Annotated in this window: 16 protein-coding genes; 7 read left to right on the forward strand and 9 right to left on the reverse strand. The window is 70.7% G+C overall.

Features of this window, described 5'->3' with window-relative positions:
• Positions 1–109: 109 nt before the first annotated feature.
• Positions 110–592, reverse strand: a complete 483-nt coding sequence (locus IE209_RS29130; protein WP_189690385.1) for an MSMEG_0572/Sll0783 family nitrogen starvation response protein — start codon at positions 590–592, stop codon at positions 110–112.
• 280 nt (positions 593–872) lie between these two features.
• Between IE209_RS29130 and IE209_RS29135 the strand changes: the two genes are divergently transcribed.
• Positions 873–2,237, forward strand: a complete 1,365-nt coding sequence (locus IE209_RS29135) for an aminotransferase-like domain-containing protein (protein WP_189690386.1) — start codon at positions 873–875, stop codon at positions 2,235–2,237.
• A gap of 54 nt (positions 2,238–2,291) precedes the next feature.
• Here IE209_RS29135 and IE209_RS29140 read toward each other — a convergent pair whose 3' ends face one another.
• The 8 genes from IE209_RS29140 to IE209_RS29175 form a co-directional block, all read right to left on the reverse strand.
• Positions 2,292–3,332, reverse strand: a complete 1,041-nt coding sequence (locus tag IE209_RS29140) for a PDDEXK nuclease domain-containing protein (RefSeq protein ID WP_229883117.1) — start codon at positions 3,330–3,332, stop codon at positions 2,292–2,294.
• Between the two features lie 369 nt (positions 3,333–3,701).
• Complete coding sequence (locus IE209_RS29145; protein WP_189690387.1) at positions 3,702–4,724, reverse strand: Bug family tripartite tricarboxylate transporter substrate binding protein; 1,023 nt, start codon at positions 4,722–4,724, stop codon at positions 3,702–3,704.
• 49 nt (positions 4,725–4,773) lie between these two features.
• Complete coding sequence (locus tag IE209_RS29150) at positions 4,774–5,427, reverse strand: HAD-IA family hydrolase (protein WP_229883118.1); 654 nt, start codon at positions 5,425–5,427, stop codon at positions 4,774–4,776.
• 123 nt (positions 5,428–5,550) lie between these two features.
• Positions 5,551–6,366, reverse strand: a complete 816-nt coding sequence (locus tag IE209_RS29155) for an SDR family NAD(P)-dependent oxidoreductase (RefSeq protein WP_189690388.1) — start codon at positions 6,364–6,366, stop codon at positions 5,551–5,553.
• A gap of 2 nt (positions 6,367–6,368) precedes the next feature.
• Positions 6,369–7,343: a Bug family tripartite tricarboxylate transporter substrate binding protein gene (locus IE209_RS29160; protein WP_189690389.1), complete on the reverse strand. Its 975-nt coding sequence runs from the start codon at positions 7,341–7,343 to the stop codon at positions 6,369–6,371.
• Positions 7,344–7,347: 4 nt separating this feature from the next.
• Complete coding sequence (locus IE209_RS29165; protein WP_189690390.1) at positions 7,348–8,325, reverse strand: Bug family tripartite tricarboxylate transporter substrate binding protein; 978 nt, start codon at positions 8,323–8,325, stop codon at positions 7,348–7,350.
• An 82-nt stretch (positions 8,326–8,407) separates the two neighbouring features.
• Positions 8,408–9,208 carry a 5-deoxy-glucuronate isomerase gene (iolB, locus tag IE209_RS29170; protein ID WP_189690391.1) on the reverse strand — a complete coding sequence of 267 codons (801 nt, stop codon included), beginning with the start codon at positions 9,206–9,208 and terminating at the stop codon, positions 8,408–8,410.
• Positions 9,205–11,157, reverse strand: a complete 1,953-nt coding sequence (locus IE209_RS29175) for a bifunctional 5-dehydro-2-deoxygluconokinase/5-dehydro-2-deoxyphosphogluconate aldolase (RefSeq protein WP_189690392.1) — start codon at positions 11,155–11,157, stop codon at positions 9,205–9,207. Before IE209_RS29175 ends, iolB begins: the two co-directional genes overlap by 4 nt.
• Positions 11,158–11,221: 64 nt before the next feature.
• Here IE209_RS29175 and IE209_RS29180 point away from each other — a divergent pair, with 64 nt between their 5' ends.
• The 6 genes from IE209_RS29180 to IE209_RS29205 all read left to right on the forward strand — a co-directional run bounded on the left by IE209_RS29180 (position 11,222) and on the right by IE209_RS29205 (position 17,376).
• Entirely contained in the window at positions 11,222–12,094 is an 873-nt protein-coding gene (locus IE209_RS29180; RefSeq protein WP_229883119.1) for a MurR/RpiR family transcriptional regulator, read from the forward strand.
• 52 nt (positions 12,095–12,146) lie between these two features.
• Complete coding sequence (locus IE209_RS29185) at positions 12,147–12,689, forward strand: SLOG cluster 4 domain-containing protein (RefSeq protein ID WP_189690393.1); 543 nt, start codon at positions 12,147–12,149, stop codon at positions 12,687–12,689.
• A 43-nt stretch (positions 12,690–12,732) separates the two neighbouring features.
• Complete coding sequence (locus IE209_RS29190; protein ID WP_189690394.1) at positions 12,733–13,209, forward strand: tellurite resistance TerB family protein; 477 nt, start codon at positions 12,733–12,735, stop codon at positions 13,207–13,209.
• Between the two features lie 28 nt (positions 13,210–13,237).
• Entirely contained in the window at positions 13,238–13,912 is a 675-nt protein-coding gene (locus IE209_RS29195) for an alpha/beta hydrolase (RefSeq protein WP_189690395.1), read from the forward strand.
• A 135-nt stretch (positions 13,913–14,047) separates the two neighbouring features.
• The gene (locus tag IE209_RS29200) at positions 14,048–16,210 is read left to right on the forward strand and encodes a TonB-dependent siderophore receptor (RefSeq protein ID WP_189690396.1); all 2,163 of its coding nucleotides are present in this window, start codon (positions 14,048–14,050) and stop codon (positions 16,208–16,210) included.
• Between the two features lie 38 nt (positions 16,211–16,248).
• Entirely contained in the window at positions 16,249–17,376 is a 1,128-nt protein-coding gene (locus tag IE209_RS29205) for a PepSY-associated TM helix domain-containing protein (RefSeq protein WP_189690397.1), read from the forward strand.
• The last annotated feature ends 97 nt before the right edge of the window (positions 17,377–17,473 follow it).

A 17,473-nucleotide genomic window follows, 5' to 3' on the forward strand; every position in this document is an offset into this window, starting at 1 on the left:
CGGAGCCGGCCATGCCAGCGCAGCCGCGGAACCGGCTCTGCCGGGCCGCCGGGTGCGCCCCCTGGGGGGGATGCGCGCCCACGCAGTGGGTGCGAAACGGGGGGAGCATTTACAGCGTCCAGGTGTCGATGATGACGGCGCCGGCCTTTTTATGGAGCAGCACGATGTCCAGCACGTCCAGCGGGTTGATCGGCCGCACGCCCTCGATCAGCGAGCCCTCGCCGTGGCCGTACAGTGCCTGCAGCGCGAAGCGGCAGGCATAAACCTTGCCACCCTCGGCGATGAACTTGGTGATCTGGTTGTTGAAGTTCTGGTGGCCCGGGAAGGCTTCGTCGCCGATCTTCGGGAAGCCGCGCTTGACACCCAGCGTGACGCCGGGGCCGTACAGCAGCACCGAGGTCTCGTAGCCCTTGCGCTGCAGCCGCGTGGCCTGCAGCAGGTTGACGAAGCCGATGGAGCCTTCGAAGGCCACGGTGTGGAAGGTGACCAGGGCCTTCTCGCCCGGGTCGGCCTTCACGTCCTCGAAGACCTTCTCTTCGTAGTCGACCAGGAAGTCGCCGTTGCGGTGGGCGGGGTGCGTGACTTGGGGCATGGTGGTCCTCGTGCGGTGTGGTGGATGCCGGCGGGATGGCCGGCTGCCTGCCTCTTTGCGAAGGACGTACCAGGCGGCCGGCACACCATGCGATCAAGGCCCGATCAAAGCAGCGTCAGGCCCTCGGCGCGCCCCGTGGCGGCCCGCGCAGGCCGCGCGCCCCATGCACCAGCACAACGCGCTGGCCATGCAATCAATGCACCCGATCAATGGCCGGCGTGCACCAAGCTGCGCCGGGCGTGGCCATGCCATCGGCCGGTTCGCGGGGCACACTCGGGCCATGCCCTTCTCCCACTGGGTCCACCGCCTCAAGTCCAGCCCGCTGCCGGCCTACCAGCTGATCCCCGACCTGATCGCCGAGGACCTGCAGCAGGGCCGCCTGGCGCCACGCGAGCGCCTGCCGCCGCTGCGCGAGCTGGCCACCGCGCTGCAGCTGAACTACACGACCGTGGTGCGCGGCTTCGCGCAGGCGCGCGAGCGCGGGTTGATCGCTTCGCGGCCCGGCATGGGCTCCTTCGTGCGCGGCTCCTTCATCGGCTTGCCGCTGCGCGCCGGCACCGGCGCCGAGATGACCATGAACATGCCGCCCGAGATCGAGGACCACCCCGCCATGCAGGCGCTGCTGGACGGCGCCAACACAGGCCTGGCCGCCGTGCCGCTGCACGACCTCATGCGCTACCAGGACTTCGGCGGCACGCCGCGCGACCGCGCGCTCGGCGCGCAGTGGCTGTCGCAGTGGGTCGAGGCCGATGCCGCGCGCGTGCTGGTGGCGCCCGGCATCCACGCCGTGCTGCTGGCCCTGGTCTCGCTGCTGGTCAAGCCGGGCCAGAGCCTGTGCGTGGAAGCGCTGACCTACCCCGGCATCAAGGCCATCGCCGCGCAGCTGGGAACGCGCCTGCACCCGCTGGCCATGGACGAGCATGGCCTCCTCCCCGACGACTTCGAGGCCGCCTGCAAGAGCACGCCGATCGGCGCGCTGCACCTGTGCCCCAACCTGCACAACCCGACCACGGCCACCTTGCCGATCAAACGACGCGAACAGATCGCCGACATCGCACTGCGCTATAGCATTCCCATCATCGAGGACGACGCCTACGGCATGCTGCCGGCGGCCATCCCGCCCTCCCTGGCCGAGTACGCGGGCGACCTCGTCTACTACGTGAGCGGCATGTCCAAGTGGCTGGGCGCCGGCCTGCGCCTGGCCTATGTGCAGGCGCCCTCGGCCGCAGCGCACCTGCGCCTGGCCGGCGCCTTGCGGGCCACGACCGTGATGGCCTCGCCGCTGGTCAACGCCATCGTCGCGCAGTGGATGGAGAACGGCCAGGCCGAGGCCGTGCTGCAGGCCGTGCGCGCCGAATGCGCCTGGCGCAGCGCGCAGATGCGCCAGCTGCTGGGGCCGCACGGCGTGCGCACGCAGCCGCACGGCTTCCACGGCTGGCTGCCCGTGCCCGCCTCGGACAGCGAGAGCAGCCCGGCCACGCGCATCGCGGCCGAACTGCGCGCGCTGGGCATCGCCGCCGTGGACGGCACGGCCTTCTCCACCGACCGGCAACCGCCCGAGGCGCTGCGCCTGTGCCTGGGCGGCGGGCTCACGCGCGACGACTGCGGACGCGCGCTGCAGGCGGTGCGCGATGCGCTGGCATGAGATGGCATGGCGCCAAAAAACCGAGACAACAATCGCCCGACAGGCAACCTCAGATCACCGATGGGTGCCATCCATCCACTCCTGCAACTTCGCCTTCAACTCCTCCTTGCTCGGCAAATACAAGCTGTACTCCCGCGCGTGAATGTTGGCGTCGATGGGCAGGGTGATTTCCACCAAAGCCTCGTTCTTCTTCTTGCACAGCACGATGCCGACGGTGGCGTTCTCGGCCTCGGTTTTCACGTGGCGGTCGAAGTAGTTCACATACATCTGCATTTGGCCGAGGTCCTGGTGGGTCAGCTTGCCCAGCTTCAGATCGATCAGCACATAGCAGCGCAACAAACGGTTGTAGAAAACCAGATCGACAAAGAAGTGGTCGCCATCGAAGCTGAAACGCTTCTGCCGCGCCTCAAACAGAAAGCCCTTGCCAAGCTCCAGCAGGAACTGGCCGATCTGGTTGATGACAGCGGTTTCCAGGTCGGACTCAGAGTAACCAGCCTGTTCCGACAGGCCCAGAAATTCAAGCACCAAGGGCTCTTTGAGCATGTCTTCTGGCCGTTCCACGACATGGCCTTGTTGCGCCAGCTGGAGCAAACCGTCCTTGTCACGGCTCAGGGCCAGGCGTTCGAACAGGCCGCTGTCGAACTGCCGACGCAGGTGCTTCAGACTCCACCCCTGCTGGCTGGCTTCGATCTCGTAGAAACTGCGCTCGTCCGGGTTGTTGATGCCCAGCAAAAAGACGTAGTGCGTCCAGCTCAGGCTGAAGGGGACGGAAGCTTGTGATTTCCCAGTTTGAAACTGGGCAATTCCCATGGCGGAATCGGCAGAGCCGGATTGCCCAGTTTGCAACTGGGCGATGTCGGCGCGGCTGGCGTAGGCCAGGTAGAAACGCCGCATGTACTCGAGGTTGCTCTTGGCAAAGCCGCGTCCGAAAGCCTGCGTCAGGCGCTCGGCCAAGCCCTTGAGCAAGGCCTGGCCGTAGGCGGCGCGCCCTTGCCCACCTTGTTCGTGCTCGACGATGTGGCGGCCGATCTCGAAGCAGGTACGCACCTGGACAAGGTCAACGCCGCGTGCCACGGATTGACGAGCGGCAAGCACCAGCGCGTGGATACGGGCATAGAGCGGGTCACCGTCGACACCTAGCGTAGCCGCCGTGGCGCCCCCCCTTGACAGCACGCTTCCGCGTCATACCCAGCCCCTGACCGCCACAGCACCGCTGCGTTCTGCGTTCCGTTCACCGGGGCGGCCGGCATCCCTGGGCAGGATGTCGTCGATCTTCTGGAAGGTGTGCTCAAACACGGGCGCGCACGAGGAAAGGGCAGAAAGAACCGCAATTCTCGCCGCTCAGGCAGTCGTCATGGCTCCGCGCCACCGCGCAAGCGAGAAATGGGGCCGATGTTCGGAATGATGGGTCACGCCTGCTCGCACCACCCATTGCGCAAGCAGGCCCCACGCCTCGACGCCTCGCTACTCCGCCCGGATGTCGTTCGCCTTCACGATGTCGCGCCACAGGTCGAAGTAATAGCGCGTCATCTTGGCCAGTTGTTCGGGCGTGCCGCCGCCCACTTCGTCGCCACGCTCGGTGATGCCGCTGACGATCTTGGGGTCCTTGAGCGCCGCGTTCATGGCCTGGTTGGACTTGGCCACGATGTCGGCGGGCAGGCCGGGCGGGCCGTACAGGCCGATGAAGGAGATCACCTCGAAGTCCTTCACGCCGGCCTCGGCCGCGGTGGGAATGTCGGGGAAGGCCGGCACGCGCTGGGCGCCCGTCACGAGCAGCGGGCGCAGCTGGCCCGACTTGATGAAGGGGGCGATGACCGAGGCGGCGTCGAACATCGCGCTCACGCGACCGGCGATCAGGTCGGTCATGGCCGGACCGCTGCCCTTGTAGGGCACGTGGTTCATCTTGGGCTTGCCGATGCGGTCGCGGAACAGCTCCATGCTCGCGTGCGTGAGGCTGCCGGGGCCGGCGCTGGCGTAGTCGATGTCCTTGCCGGCCTTGTCCTGGGCCTTGACCCAGTCGATGAACTCCTTGACGTTCTTCGCCGGCACGGTGTTGGGCACGGCCAGGATCAGCGAGGAGGTCAGCAACAGCCCGATCGGCGTGAGCTTGAGCGGGTCGGCCATGGCCGTGTTGCGGTAGGTGTGCGGGTTCAGCGTGATGTTGCCGTTGCCCACCAGCAGCCGGTAGCCGTCGGGCGCCGACTTCATGACGTTGTCCGTGCCGATGTTGCCGCCGGCGCCGGCCTTGTTGTCGATGACCACGCCCTGGCCCAGCACGCTCTGCATGCCGGCCGTGACCATGCGGCCGGCGAAGTCGGTCTGGCCGCCGGGCGGGTAGCCCACGACCAGCGTGACGGGCTTGGTCGGCCAGGCGCCCTGCGCGAAGCTCAGCGGGCTGGCGATGGCGGCGGCGATTCCCGTGGCAGTGGCCAGGCCCTGCTGCAGGACGTGGCGGCGCGTTCTGGCCGCATCGTGGTGTTGACGCATGGTGTGTCTCCTCGTCGGGTGGATGGGATCGTCGTGTTCTTGTCGGTGCTCAGTGCGCGGCCAGACTGCCAGGCAGGGCCGAGAGGCCGGCGATGCGGTGCACCGACGCCGGCAGATCGGCCGGGTGCTCGCCCAGCGCGAACACGCGCATGCCGGCGGCGATGCCGGCCGCGATGCCCGAGGCGCTGTCCTCGACCACGGCGCACTCCTCGGGCGCGAAGCCGATCGCGCGCGCGGCATGCAGGAACAGGTCAGGCGCAGGCTTCCAGGCGCCGATGTCGTAGGCGCTGAAGATGCGGCCGGCGAACCAGGGCAGCAGCCCGGTGATGCCCAGCACGAGTTCGATCTTGTGGCGCGGCCCGTTGGAGGCCACGCAGAACGGCAGCTGCAGGCCGCGCACGAGTTCCAGCGCGCCTTCGATCGGTTGCAGGTGGGCCTTGAAGTAACCGGCCATGCGCGCACGCACGCGGTCTTCGAAGTCGGCCGGCAGCGGCTGGCTGCTGTGCGCGGCCACCAGCGCGATCTGGCGCGACATGGGCGCGCCGCGCTGCGCGTCCAGCACGGCGCGGGCCGTTTCAGGCAGTCCATACAGCGCGCCCTCGGCCAGCATGGCCTCCACGAGCCAGGGCTCGCTGTCGACCAGCGTGCCGTCGCAGTCGAAGATCAGGGCGCGGATCTTGGTCATCGCCTCAGCGCCGTCCATGGCGCAGCCATTTGCGGGCAGCGACCGACCCCAGCGGCCGCCGCGGAACTGGCTCTGCCAGGCCGCTGGCGGCGCCCCCTCGAGGGGGTTGGCGGAGCGCGCAGCGCGCAGACTGGGGGTGGGTCATGTTTGCGGGTTTTGCTTCAGGTCGTACAGGATAGCCGCGCTGGTCAATCCACCGTCGACCACGAGGTCGTGGCCGTTGACGAATCGCGCATCGTCGCTGGCCAGGAAAGCGATGGCGTCGGCCACCTCGTCGGACTGGCCGTAGCGGGCCATGGGCGTGGCCTGCACGATGGCCTGGCGGATCACGGGGCCGTGGAGCGTGGCGGTCTGCGCCGTCTCGATCGGCCCCGGCGAGACCGAGTTGACCGTGATGCCAAAGGGCGCCAGATCGATCGCGCAGGACTTGGCCAGCGCCAGCACTGCGCCCTTGGACGAACAGTAGGCCGCGCGGCCGGACCAGACCTGCTGGCCCGAGATCGAGGCGATCATCACGATGCGGCCCTGGCGCCGCTCCACCATGCGCCGGGCCATGGCCTGGGTCGTGAGGTAGGTGCCGGTGAGGTTGATGTCCAGCACGCGGCGCCAGGCCTCGATGGGCGTGTCCAGCACCGAGCCCTGGAAGCTCACGCCCGCGCTGTTGACCAGCACGTCGATGGCGCCATGCGCCTGCCAGGCCGCGGCCACGGCGGCCTCGACCTGGGCCGCGTCGGTCACGTCCAGCGCGTGGTGGCTCACATGGCCGGGGGGCTGGGCCAGTTCCTCGGCCACGCGGCGCAGCTCGTGCGCGTTGACGTCGGCCAGCGCCACGCGGGCGCCCTCGCGCAGCAGGCGGCGCGCGCTGGCCAGGCCCAGGCCGCTGGCGCCGCCCGTGATGAAAGCCGTCTTGCCGGCGAAGCGGCCCCAGGTCTCGTTGCCCATCTCTGCGTCCCCCATGTTCAGGCCGGCTTGATGCCCAGGCGCTGGATCAGTTCGCGGAATGTAGCGTTGTCGCGTGCGATCAGCGCCTTGAAGCCCGCCTCGTCCAGGTAGCCCTCGCCCATGTTCTGCTTGGCCATGGTCTCGCGCAGCGCCGGCTCGCGCAGCGTCCTGGCCATGGCCTCGCGCAGCACGGCCAGGGCCTCGGGCGGCGTGCCCTTGGGCGCGGCCAGGCCGCGCCAGCCGCCGACCACGAGGTCGATGCCGCGCTCCTTGAGCGTGGGCACGGGCTCCCAGCCGGCCGCGATGCGCCTGTCGGCCATCACCGCGAGCGGGCGGATCTTGCCGGCCTGCACGTAGGTGGCCACTTCCACGGGCGTCACGGCCACGGCGTCGATGTGGCCGCCCAGCAGGTCCAGCACGGCCGGGTTGGCACCGCGGAAGGGCACGTGGTTGAGCTGCACGCCGGCCTTGTCCTCCAGCGCCGCGGCGGCCAGGTGGCCCAGCGAGCCGGGACCGGCATTGCCCACGCGCAGCTCACCGGGCGCCTTGCGCGCGGCGGCCAGGAATTCCTCCAGCGTCCTGTACGGCGCCTCGGCGCGCACGGCGATGGTGGCCGGGTCGGCGTTCAGGCGCGCGATGGGCAGCACGTCGTCGGCGCTGAACTTCACCACGCCCAGGTGCGGGATCATGGTGATCTCCACCGTGACGATGGCCAGCTTGTAGCCGTCGGGCCGGGCGTTGATGAGCTCGGCCCAACCCACGCCGCCGCTGGCGCCGGCGCGGTTCACGACGATCAGGCTCTGGCCCAGGTGCGGGCGGGCGGCCTCGGCCAGCGCGCGCGCCAGCACGTCGGTGCCACCGCCGGCCGCAAAGGGCACGATCAGTTCGATGGGCTTGTTCGGATAGGCCTGGGCGGCGGCGTTGCCCAGCACGGGCAGCGCGCCCAGGGCGGCCACGCGGGCCAGGGCTTGTCGGCGGGTGGTCATGGGCATGGGGTCAGTCCAATCTGATGTTGGCGGCCTTGATCACGCCGCTCCAGAGTTTCTGTTCGCTGGCCACGAAGCTGCCCAATTGGGCCGGCGTCATGGGCATGGGCTGGATGCCGATCTCCTCGAGCTTGGCGCGCGTCTCGGGATTGGCCAGCGCCGCGCCCAGGTCCTTGTTCATGCGCTCGACCACGGGCGCGGGCAGCTTGGCCGGGCCGACCAGCACCTGCCAGGCGTAGGCCTCGAAGCCCGGCACGCCGGCCTCGGCCATGGTGGGCACGTCGGGCAGGATGGCCAGGCGCTCGGGCGTGGCGATGGCCAGCACGCGCACCTTGCCGGCCTTGATCATGGACAGGCTGGGCGGCAGGTCCACGAACATGCTGTGGACCTGGCCGGCCATGAGGTCCTGCAGCGCCGGGGCCGAGCCCTTGTAGGCCACGTGCAGGATGTCGGCCTGCGTCTTCTGCTTGAACAGCTCCAGCGCCACGTGCAGCGGCGAGCCCGGGCCCGACGAGGCCGAGGACACGGCGCCCGGCGTCTTCTTCGCCAGCGCCAGGAACTCCTGCACGTTCTTCGCCGGGAAGCTCGGGTGCACGGCCAGCACCAGCGGCATCTTGCCGAGGCCGCCGATCCAGCTGAAATCCTTCTGCGCGTCGTAGCTGAGGCTGGCGTACATGGCCGGGTTGAAGGCCAGCGTGCCCGAATCCACCGTGCCCACGGTGTAGCCGTCCGGCGCCGAGCGCGCGATGAAGGTCGCGCCGATGATGCTGGCCGCGCCGGGCTTGTTGTCGGCGATCACAGGCTGGCCCAGGGTCTGGCCCATGCGCACGGCGAGCTGGCGCGCGATCACGTCGGTGGTGCCGCCCGGCGCGTAGGGCACGATCCATTTGACGGGCTGGTGCGGGAAGGCCGGCTGGGCCTGCGCCGCCGGCAGGCCGGCTGCGAAGGCCGTGGCGGCCAGCAGTTGAAGAAGCGTTCTTTTGTGCATGGTGTCTCCGGTGGTTGAGGGCGAGCGGGGGCCTGCCGCGGCAGGCCGGTTCTTGTTCTGTCGGGGTGGACCGCGGCGGCGCTCAGCGCGGCGCCAGCATCCATTCGTGCGCGGGGTCGTTGCGGAAGGCCCAGTGCCGGCGCGGGCCGGCCATGGTGTTCAGGTAGTACAGCGCGTAGCCGTGCGGCGCCACGCAGGGGTGGTAGCCGCGCGGCACCAGCACGGTGTCGCGGTGCTCCACGGCCATGGTCTGGTCCAGGCTGCGGTCGTCGGTGTAGACGCGCTGGAACGCGAAGCCCTGGGCCGGGTCGATCTGGTGGTAGTAGGTCTCTTCCAGCACGGTCTCGCCCTCGCCCGCCGTGTCGTGCTTGTGCGGCGGGTAGCTGGAGGCATGGCCGGGCGGCGTGATGACCTCGACCACGAGCAGGCTTTCGGCCTCTTCGGTCTGCGGCAGGATGTCGCAGACGTAGCGCGTGTTGCTGCCCTGGCCGCGCACACTGCGCGCCATCTGCGCCGGCGCGATCACGCGCGTGGCGAAGCGGCCCTCGGCCGGCGCGCTGCTCAGCGCGACCTCGGCCGGGCCCCGGGCCACGAGGCGCACGGACTGGCCCGGTGGCACGTAGACGGCGGCCGGGGCGCGGTCTTCGAACACCGTGGCGCGGTTGCCGATCGCGCTGAAGCGCTGGGCGCCGACCTGCACATCGACCGCCCCGGCCAGCACGGTGATGCAGCATTCGCGGGCACCGGTGTCGAAGGCTTCTGCGTCACCCGTAGAGAGGCGCAGCGCCTTGAAGCCCACATAGGTCCAGCCGGCCGAAGCGGGCGTCACATCGGCGATCACGCGGCCCGTCGCCTGGGCTTTGACCAAAAGATTCGTGCTCATGCGGCCTCCGCCATCGGACGGCTGGCGTGCCAGCCTGCAATCAATCGGCGGAAGTTGGCCGCCACCTGGGCCGTGAAGGCCGCGTCGTCGATCTCGCCCTGCAGCCAGGCCGCGGCGGGCGCGGTCCAGCAACTGCGGCCGACCATGAAGCCTTTGACGATGGGCGCCTGGGCGGCCTGGAAGCTCGCGACCAGTTGCTCGAGCGGTTGCGACAGGCCCAGGATCACGGCACCGCGGCACCAGGGGTCGCGTTCGCGCACCAGCGCGTCCAGCGCCTGCCACTGCGCGGCGGCCATGGGCGGCAGCTTCCACCACTCGGGCTTGAAGCCCAGGTCGTAGAAGCGGCGCACGGCGCGCACCACTGCCTCGCCCTGGTCGCCAGGGGCCAGCGTGTCGGCGGGCGGGATCACTTCGAGCAGCAGTTCGTGGCCGCTGGCGCGCGTGGCTTCCCAGACCTGCTGGAGCCACTCCTCCTGCTCGGCGCGCAGGCCCTCGGCGTCGTCGGGGTGGTAGAAGACCAGGCACTTGACCGTGTGCTCGCGCGGCCAGTGCGCGAGTTCCGAGGCCAGCGAGGCCGTGCCGTCGAAACGCAGCGGGCGCGAGCCCGGCTTCTCGATGGGCCGGCCGATCCACCAGCCGCGGCCGGCGGCGGCGTGCAGCGCGGCCTGGCCGATACGCCCGTCGATCAGCACGCCGATGCGGCCGCGGTTGCCCGCGTCCTGCTCGACCTGCGCCACCACGTCGTTGAGCAGCAGCTTGAGCGTGGACAGGCGCGCGGGCTCGGCGCCGGTCTGGCGCGCCAGGTCTTCGAGCTGCGCGCGGTGGTCGTAGGCCATCACGCAGACCTCGGGCCACTGCGGGCGCGCGGCGGACACGCGGTGCAGGTGCGAGAGCACGGGGTCCTTGTCGGGCCGCGGATGGCGGTGGCCCGAGAACCAGTGCGCCAGCTCGGCCTGCGTGGGCATGGCCGGCGCGCAGCCATGGCGCGAGACCACGATGGCACCGCAGGCGTTGGCGATGGCGGCCGATTCGGCCAGCGTCTTGCCGCGCAGCAGGCCGGCCAGCAGGCCCGAGGCGAAGGCATCGCCCGCGCCCAGCACGTTGAGCACCTCGACGCGCTCGCCCAGCACGGTGGGCGCATCGTCGATGGCGGACGGCACGGCGCCTTCGACCAGGCTGCAGCCCAGCGGGCCGCGCTTGACGACGAAGACGGCCTGCGTGTGCTCGCGCGCACGGCGCAGGCTGGCCATCAGGTCGCCCTCCACACCGCCCGCGATCATCCATTCCTCCTCGGTGCCGATGATGAGTTCGAACTGGCCGAGCTGGGCCTGCAAATGGGCTGAGACGCTGTCGCTGCCGACGTAGCGCGTCTCGCCGTCGCCCTTGGCCGTGAGGCCCCAGAGCACGGGCCGGTAGTCGATGTCGAGCGCGCGCACCAGGCCGTGGCGGCCCGCGATTTCCAGCGCACGCCGGCTCGCGGCCAGCGTGCCGGGCGTGGACAGATGCGTGCCCGTGACGACCAGGCAGCGGCAGCGCGCAAGGAAGTCCTCGGAGATGGCGGCCGCGTCGATCGCCATGTCGGCGCAGTTCTCGCGGGCGAACAGCAGCGGGAAGCTGTGCTGGTCGCGCAGGCCCAGCAGCACCATGCCCGTGAGGCGCTCGCGGTCGATCTGCACCTGGCTCACGTCGCAGCCTTCGCGGCGCAGCGTCTCCAGCAGGAAGCGGCCGTTCTGCTCGTCGCCGACGCGCGAGAGCATCGCCGAGCGCAGGCCCAGCCGCGCCGTGCCGAAGGCCATGTTGGCGGACGAGCCGCCCAGGTATTTGTTGAAGCTGTGGGCCTCTTCCAGCGCACAGCCGATCTGCTGCGCGTAGAGGTCCACAGCCATGCGGCCCAGGCAGGCCACGTCGAAGTCGCGCACATCGGCGCTGGGGAAGTGCAAACTCGGCATCGGAACCAGGGTCTCCGTTGGAATGGCGCCATGGTATCGTGATTAGAAATAAATTTCCAATACTTTGAAAAATAGAAATCCAGTTCCGACCGCCACGCAGGCGCCCTATGCCGATGCCGACGCCTTCCTCGCCGCCGTGCGTGCGGGCTACGAGCCCTTGTCGCGCCAGCTGAAGGCCATTGCGCGCCATGTGGAGGCGCAGCGCGACCGGCTCGCACTGGACGGCATCCAGGACACCGCGCGCCAGTGCGAGGTGCAGCCCTCGGCCGTGGTGCGCTTCGCCAAGCACTTCGGGCTGGCTGGCTATTCGGAGATGCAGGCGCTGTTCCGTGCCGGTGCCGCGCGCCAGCTCGCGCCCGAGGGCGGCTACCAGCAGCGCGTGCGCGCGCTGGCCGGCGCCGGCTCGCCCGCGCAGATCGCGCACGAGGTCATCGGCGGCAGCATCGCCAGCCTGCAGGCGCTGCAGCAGGCCCTGCCCGAAGGCGATTTCGACGCGGCCGTGGACCTCATGGCCCAGGCGCCCGCACTGTGGCTGGTGGCCTCGCGCCGCGCCTTCCCGGTCGGCGCCTACCTGGCCTATGCGCTGCAGCACACCGAGAAGCCCGTGCACTGGCTGCATGGCCTGGGCCACATGCAGGAGGGCCAGCTGCGCGCGCTGGCCGCGGGCGACGTGCTGGTGGCCGTGTCGTTTGCCCCCTATGCAAGCGAGACGCTCGACGTGGTCGAGGCCGCCGCGGCGCGCGGCGCCAAGCTGCTGGCCCTGACCGACAGCCGGCTCAGCCCGCTGGCCAAGCGCGCCGACGCCGTGCTGCTGGCGCAGGACGGCGCGACCTTCGGTTTTCGCTCGCTGACCAGCACACTGTGCCTGGCGCAGTCGCTGTTCCTGGGGCTGGCCTGGCGCATGGAGCTGGCCTACGGCACACGCTCGGGCGGCTGAGGCGCTAGGACCATCGCCGCACCCACCCGACAGACTTCACTGGAGAACCCCGATGGCATGGACACCCCACACCCTGCGCCGCCCACAGGTCTGCGTGCTGGGCAGCGCGGAGCCCGGCAGCGCGGCCTACGACCTGGCGGCCGCCGCCGGCCGCCTGCTGGCGCAGCTGGGCATCACGCTGGTCAGCGGCTGCGGCAGCCCGGCCACGCGCGTGGCGGCGCAAGAGGCCCTGGCCGCGGGCGGCCTGGTCGTCAGCATCGTGCCACCGAGCGAGATGCCGCCTCCCGACTGGCCGGCCACGGTGGTCATTCCCTGCGGCATGGGCGATGCGCGCAACCTGCTGATGGCCCTGGCGGGCGACGCCTGCCTCGTGGTCGGCGGGCGCGCCGGCACCATCTCCGAGGTCTGCCTGGCCTGGCTGCACCACCGGCCGCTGTTGCCGCTGACGGGCTGCGGCGGCTGGTCCGACGGGCTGCTGGACAACCCGCCGGACGAGCGCGGCAACGCGCCCATCCTGCCCTGGGACTCGGTGGCGGTGCTGGAGCGCCAGCTGCGCCAGCTGGGCCTCGTGCCATCCGCCGGGAACCGGGAGTAGCCGGCGCGGATCCACCGTTCACCCCCCATTGCCCACGCCCCGCATGCTGCGCACCCTCAAGGAACTCTTCGACGCCTTCACCGCCCCTGCCGCCGGCCAGTCGCTGGCGCAGCGCGCGCAGACCCAGCAGCTGGCCGTGGCCGTGCTGCTCGTGGAGGTCATGCGGGCCGAGCCCGGCTCCGGCCCGGCCGAGCGCGCGGCCGTGTTGACCGCGCTGCGCCGCAAGTTCGACCTGGCCGACGACGAACTCGAGCGCCTGCTCGAGCTGGCGCAGGCCGAGGCCCAGGCGCTGTACGACTACCACCGCTTCACGAGCCTGCTCAACGAGCGCTTCACCCAGCCGCAGAAGGTCGCGCTGGTCGAGGCGCTGTGGACCGTGGCCTATGCCGACCTGCACGTGGCGGCCCACGAGAACCACGCCATCCTCAAGATCGCCGAGCTGCTGCACGTGACGCACGGCGAGTACATCGCGGCCAAGCTGCACGCCAAGCAGGCGGCCGGTGGCGCAGGCGCGGCCTAACATCGGCGCTTTTGCGCACGGAGCCGCCATGAAGACCCTGCTCGACAGCATCCAGATCGAGTCCGCCCCCTCGCCCACCGCCGCCGTGGTCTGGCTGCACGGCCTGGGCGCCAGCGGCGACGACTTCGCCGCCATCGTGCCCGAGCTGGACCTCGCCGGCTGCGCGCCGATCCGTTTCATCTTCCCGCATGCGCCGGTGATGCCGGTGACCATCAACAACGGCTTCGAGATGCCGGCCTGGTACGACATCTTCGCGCCGGACCTCGTGCGCCGCGAGGACGCCGAGGGCATCGCCCGCTCGGAGCTGGCGATCGAGGCGCTGATCGCGCACGAGGTCGCGCGCGGCATCCCGGCCAGCCGCATCGTGCTGGCCGGCTTCTCGCAGGGCTGTGCGATGACGCTGCACACCGGGCTGCGCCACCCCGAGAGGCTGGCCGGGCTCATCGCGCTGTCGGGCTACCTGCCGCTGGTGGGCAACCTCGCGGCGGAGCGCCACCCGGCCAATTTCGCCACGCCGATCTTCATGGCCCACGGCACGGCCGATCCGGTGGTGGTGCTGCCGCGCGCCGAGGAGTCGCGCAAGGCGCTCGAGGCGCTGGGCTACGCCGTGCAGTGGCACACCTACCCGATGCCGCACAGCGTGCACCCGCGCGAGATCGCGGACATCTCGGCCTTTCTGCGGCAGGTGCTGCCGGCGGCCTGAACCCATACAGCCACCGCGCGCGGGCGGCCGCGCGGAATTTCTCATGAACGAAAACAATTCTCATTAGAATCCCGGCCGCACCGGATTCCTGCATGCCCACTCGGAGGGCTGGCCGGCGCCACTGTCCACGCCGCCATGCACCCATCAACGCCCTTCGCCGCCGCCCACGCCCGCCGTCCCACCCTGTCCCGCACACCGCGTCCGCGCCACCGCGTCGGCACGCTGTGGGCGTGGAGCCCCTTGGCGCTGTGCCTGTCGCAGGCCGTGTGGGCGCAGTCCGCCCCGGCCGCGTCGGCGCAGCTGCAGGAGGTGCGCATCAACGCCAGCACCGAAAAGGATGTGGGATTCGCGCCTGCCGAGGCGCAGACCGCCGGCAAGGCGCCGATGCGCCGGCTGGAGACACCGCAGTCCGTCAGCGTGGTGACGCGCGAGCAGATGGAGTCGCGCCAGGTCACCAACCTGCAGCAGGCCCTGCAGACGGTGGCCGGCGTCAGTCCCGTGAATTTCGGACGGCGTGGCATCGACGACATCAACATCCGGGGCTTTCGTTCCACCGAGTCGGTGCTGATCGACGGCCTGGTGCAAAGCCCCGGCATGTGGACGCGCCTGACACCCTACGGCTACGAGCGCGTCGAGGTGCTCAAGGGTGCGGCCTCGGTGCTGTACGGCCAAGTGCAGCCCGGCGGCATCGTCAACGCGGTCAGCAAGCGGCCCAAGCGCGAAGCGCTGAGCGAGGTCGGCGTGGAGGTGGGCAGCTTCGGCCAGCGCACGCTGCAGGCGGACCTGAACCGGCCGCTCAACGAATCCGGCAAGGCCGCCTTCCGCATCAATGCGCAGGTGGCCAACAGCGACGACCCGACGGACTTCGTCTACCGCCGCGACCGCTGGGTCGCGCCTTCGCTGGCGCTGGACCTGGGTGCGGACACCGATCTCGTGCTGTTCGCCACCTACAGCAAGAGCAACTGGCTGCGCCAGCAGGGCATCTCGCCCTACGGCACGGTGCTGCCCAACCCCAACGGCAAGCTGCGCACCACGCTGTTCACGGGCGACCCGAGCTTCGGCGGCTACGACATCGAGACCACCTCGATCGGCTATGCGCTGGAACACCGTTTCTCGCCCGCGCTCACGCTGCGCCAGAACCTGCGCTACGAGAGCGAGGAGGGCACGGGCAACGTCGTGGCCAACGCCGCGCTGCAGGCCAACCGGCGCCTGCAGAACCGCACCGCCACGCGCCAGTACATCGACGACGACATGCTGGCGACCGACACCTCGCTGCTGGCGCAGTTCTCCGCCCTGGGCGTGCAGCACCGGCTGGTGACGGGCCTGGACGCACGCACCGGCCACAGCTGGCTGGGCAGCCGGCGCTGCACCATCGGCGCGCTCGACCTGTTCAACCCGGTCTATGGCATGGCGGCCAGCTGCCCGACCGGCCTGTCGGCCGATGCCCCGGAGAAGCTCACGGTGCTGGGCCTGTACGCGCAGGACCAGATCAAGCTCCACCCGCAGTGGACGGCGCTGGTCGGCGTGCGCCGCGACTGGTCCGACCAGCGGACCGACGACCGGCTCGCCGGCACGCGCACGCGGCAGAGCGACGCCGCGACCACGCTGTCGGCCGGCCTGGTGTACGAGTTCGTGCCCGGCTGGGCGGCCTATGCGAGCTATGGCGAATCGTTCCTGCCCGTGGTGGGCCAGGCCTTCGGTGGCGGCGCCTTCGCGCCGGAGACCGGCAAGCAATGGGAGGCCGGCCTCAAGTACGAGGCGCCGGGCGGCGGTCTCACGGGCGCGCTCGCGCTGTTCGACCTGACACGCCGCAATGTGACGACGGCCGACCCGGTCAACACCGGCTTCAGCGTGCAGACCGGCGAGCAGCGCGCGCGGGGGGTCGAACTGGAGGTCGGTGCCGACCTGCGCCGCAACCTCAAGCTCACGGCGGCCTACACGTTCACGGACAGCGAGGTCACGCAGGACAACAACGCGGCGCTCGTGGGCCAGCCGCTCAACCTCACGCCGCGCCACACGCTGGCGCTGTGGGCCACCTACAAGCTGCCGCAGCTGCCCCGCGTCACGCTGGGCGCGGGCATGCGCTACGTCAGCGAGCAGATCGGCTCCTACCCGTTCACACTGCCGGCCTACACCGTGGCCGACCTGTCCATCGGCTACGCCGGGCCCAACTACCGCATCACCGCCGGTGTGAAGAACGTCTTCGACCGGACCTACTACGACGGCGCCGTCAACGCCAACGTGGTCTCGCCCGGCCTGCCGCGCAGCTTCAGCCTGGGCGCGACCTACTTCTTCTGACACGGAGCCGCCCCGCGACCCGCGGCCACGCGCAAGCCATGCCCAGCCAGCGCACCCTCGCCCGCCTGCTGACCCTGCACGCCTGGGCCGGCATCGTCACCGGCCTGCTGCTGTTCGTCGTGTGCTTCTCGGGCGCCGTGGTGGTGTTCAAGGAAGAAATCGACCTGTGGGCCAACCCCTCGCTGGCCCGGCTGCCGCACGCCGATGCGCCCGTGGCCCTGGACACCGTGCTGGCGCAACTGCAGGCGCGCTATCCGGGCGCGACGGTGGAGACCATCGCGCTGCCGGACGGTGTGAACCCCGCCTACTTCGCCTTCCTGCAGGAAGCGGGCGCACCGGCGGCGCAGCGCACCAAGGTCGCGCTGCGCGCGGACACCGGCGCCGTCGTCGGCCCCGTGGACAGCCAGCTCGGCCAGTACCTGCGCATGCTGCACGTGTTCCTGTTCTTCGGGCCGCGCTGGATCGTCGGCTTCCTGGGCGTGGCGATGCTGGTGCTGATCGCCACCGGCATCGTCATCCACCGCAAGATCCTCGCCGAGCTGTTCACCCAGCGCTGGGGCCGCAGCCTGCGCGTGGTGCTGTCGGACCTGCACAAGTCCGCCGGCATCTGGGGGCTGGGCTTCCACATCCTGATCGCCGCGACAGGCGCCTGGCTGGGGCTGGCGCCGCTGTTCGAGCAGGGCTGGGCCTACGTGGCGGGCACGGCGCCGGCCGCACGCGCGGCGGCACCGGGCAAGGCACGCCCGGCGCCCGCGGCCATGCCCTCGCTGGACGCGCTGCAGGCCGCCGCACGGCAGGCCGTGCCCGGCCTGCAGGTGGCCTACGTCTCGCTGCGCCAATGGGGCACGGCCGCCGCGCAGGTGCGCTTCACGGGCGGCCTGCAGGACCACCTGGCCAGCACCGCGCGCGTGGAGTTCGACGCCGCCACCGGCCGCGTGCGTGCGCGGCACGACCCGCGCACCGCCGGCTTCTGGTCGCTGGCGAACGGGCTCATGGAACCGCTGCACTTCGGCGACTTCGGCGGCCTGCCGCTCAAGTGGCTGTACTTCTTCCTCGGCCTGACGCCGGCCATGCTGTCGCTGACGGGCACGCTGATCTGGCTAGACGGGCGCCGTCAGCGCGCCGTGCGCAGCGGGCCGGCATTGCCGGCCCATCCGTCGCCATGACGCGGCTGCTGGTCGCGCTGCACGCCACGGCACCGGCCGCCCTCGTGGCGGCCATGCTGCTGCACCTGTGGCCGCCGGCCGGCCTGCCGCCGCTGGC

This window comes from Pseudorhodoferax aquiterrae (assembly GCF_014652235.1).
Lineage (GTDB): Bacteria > Pseudomonadota > Gammaproteobacteria > Burkholderiales > Burkholderiaceae_C > Pseudorhodoferax > Pseudorhodoferax aquiterrae.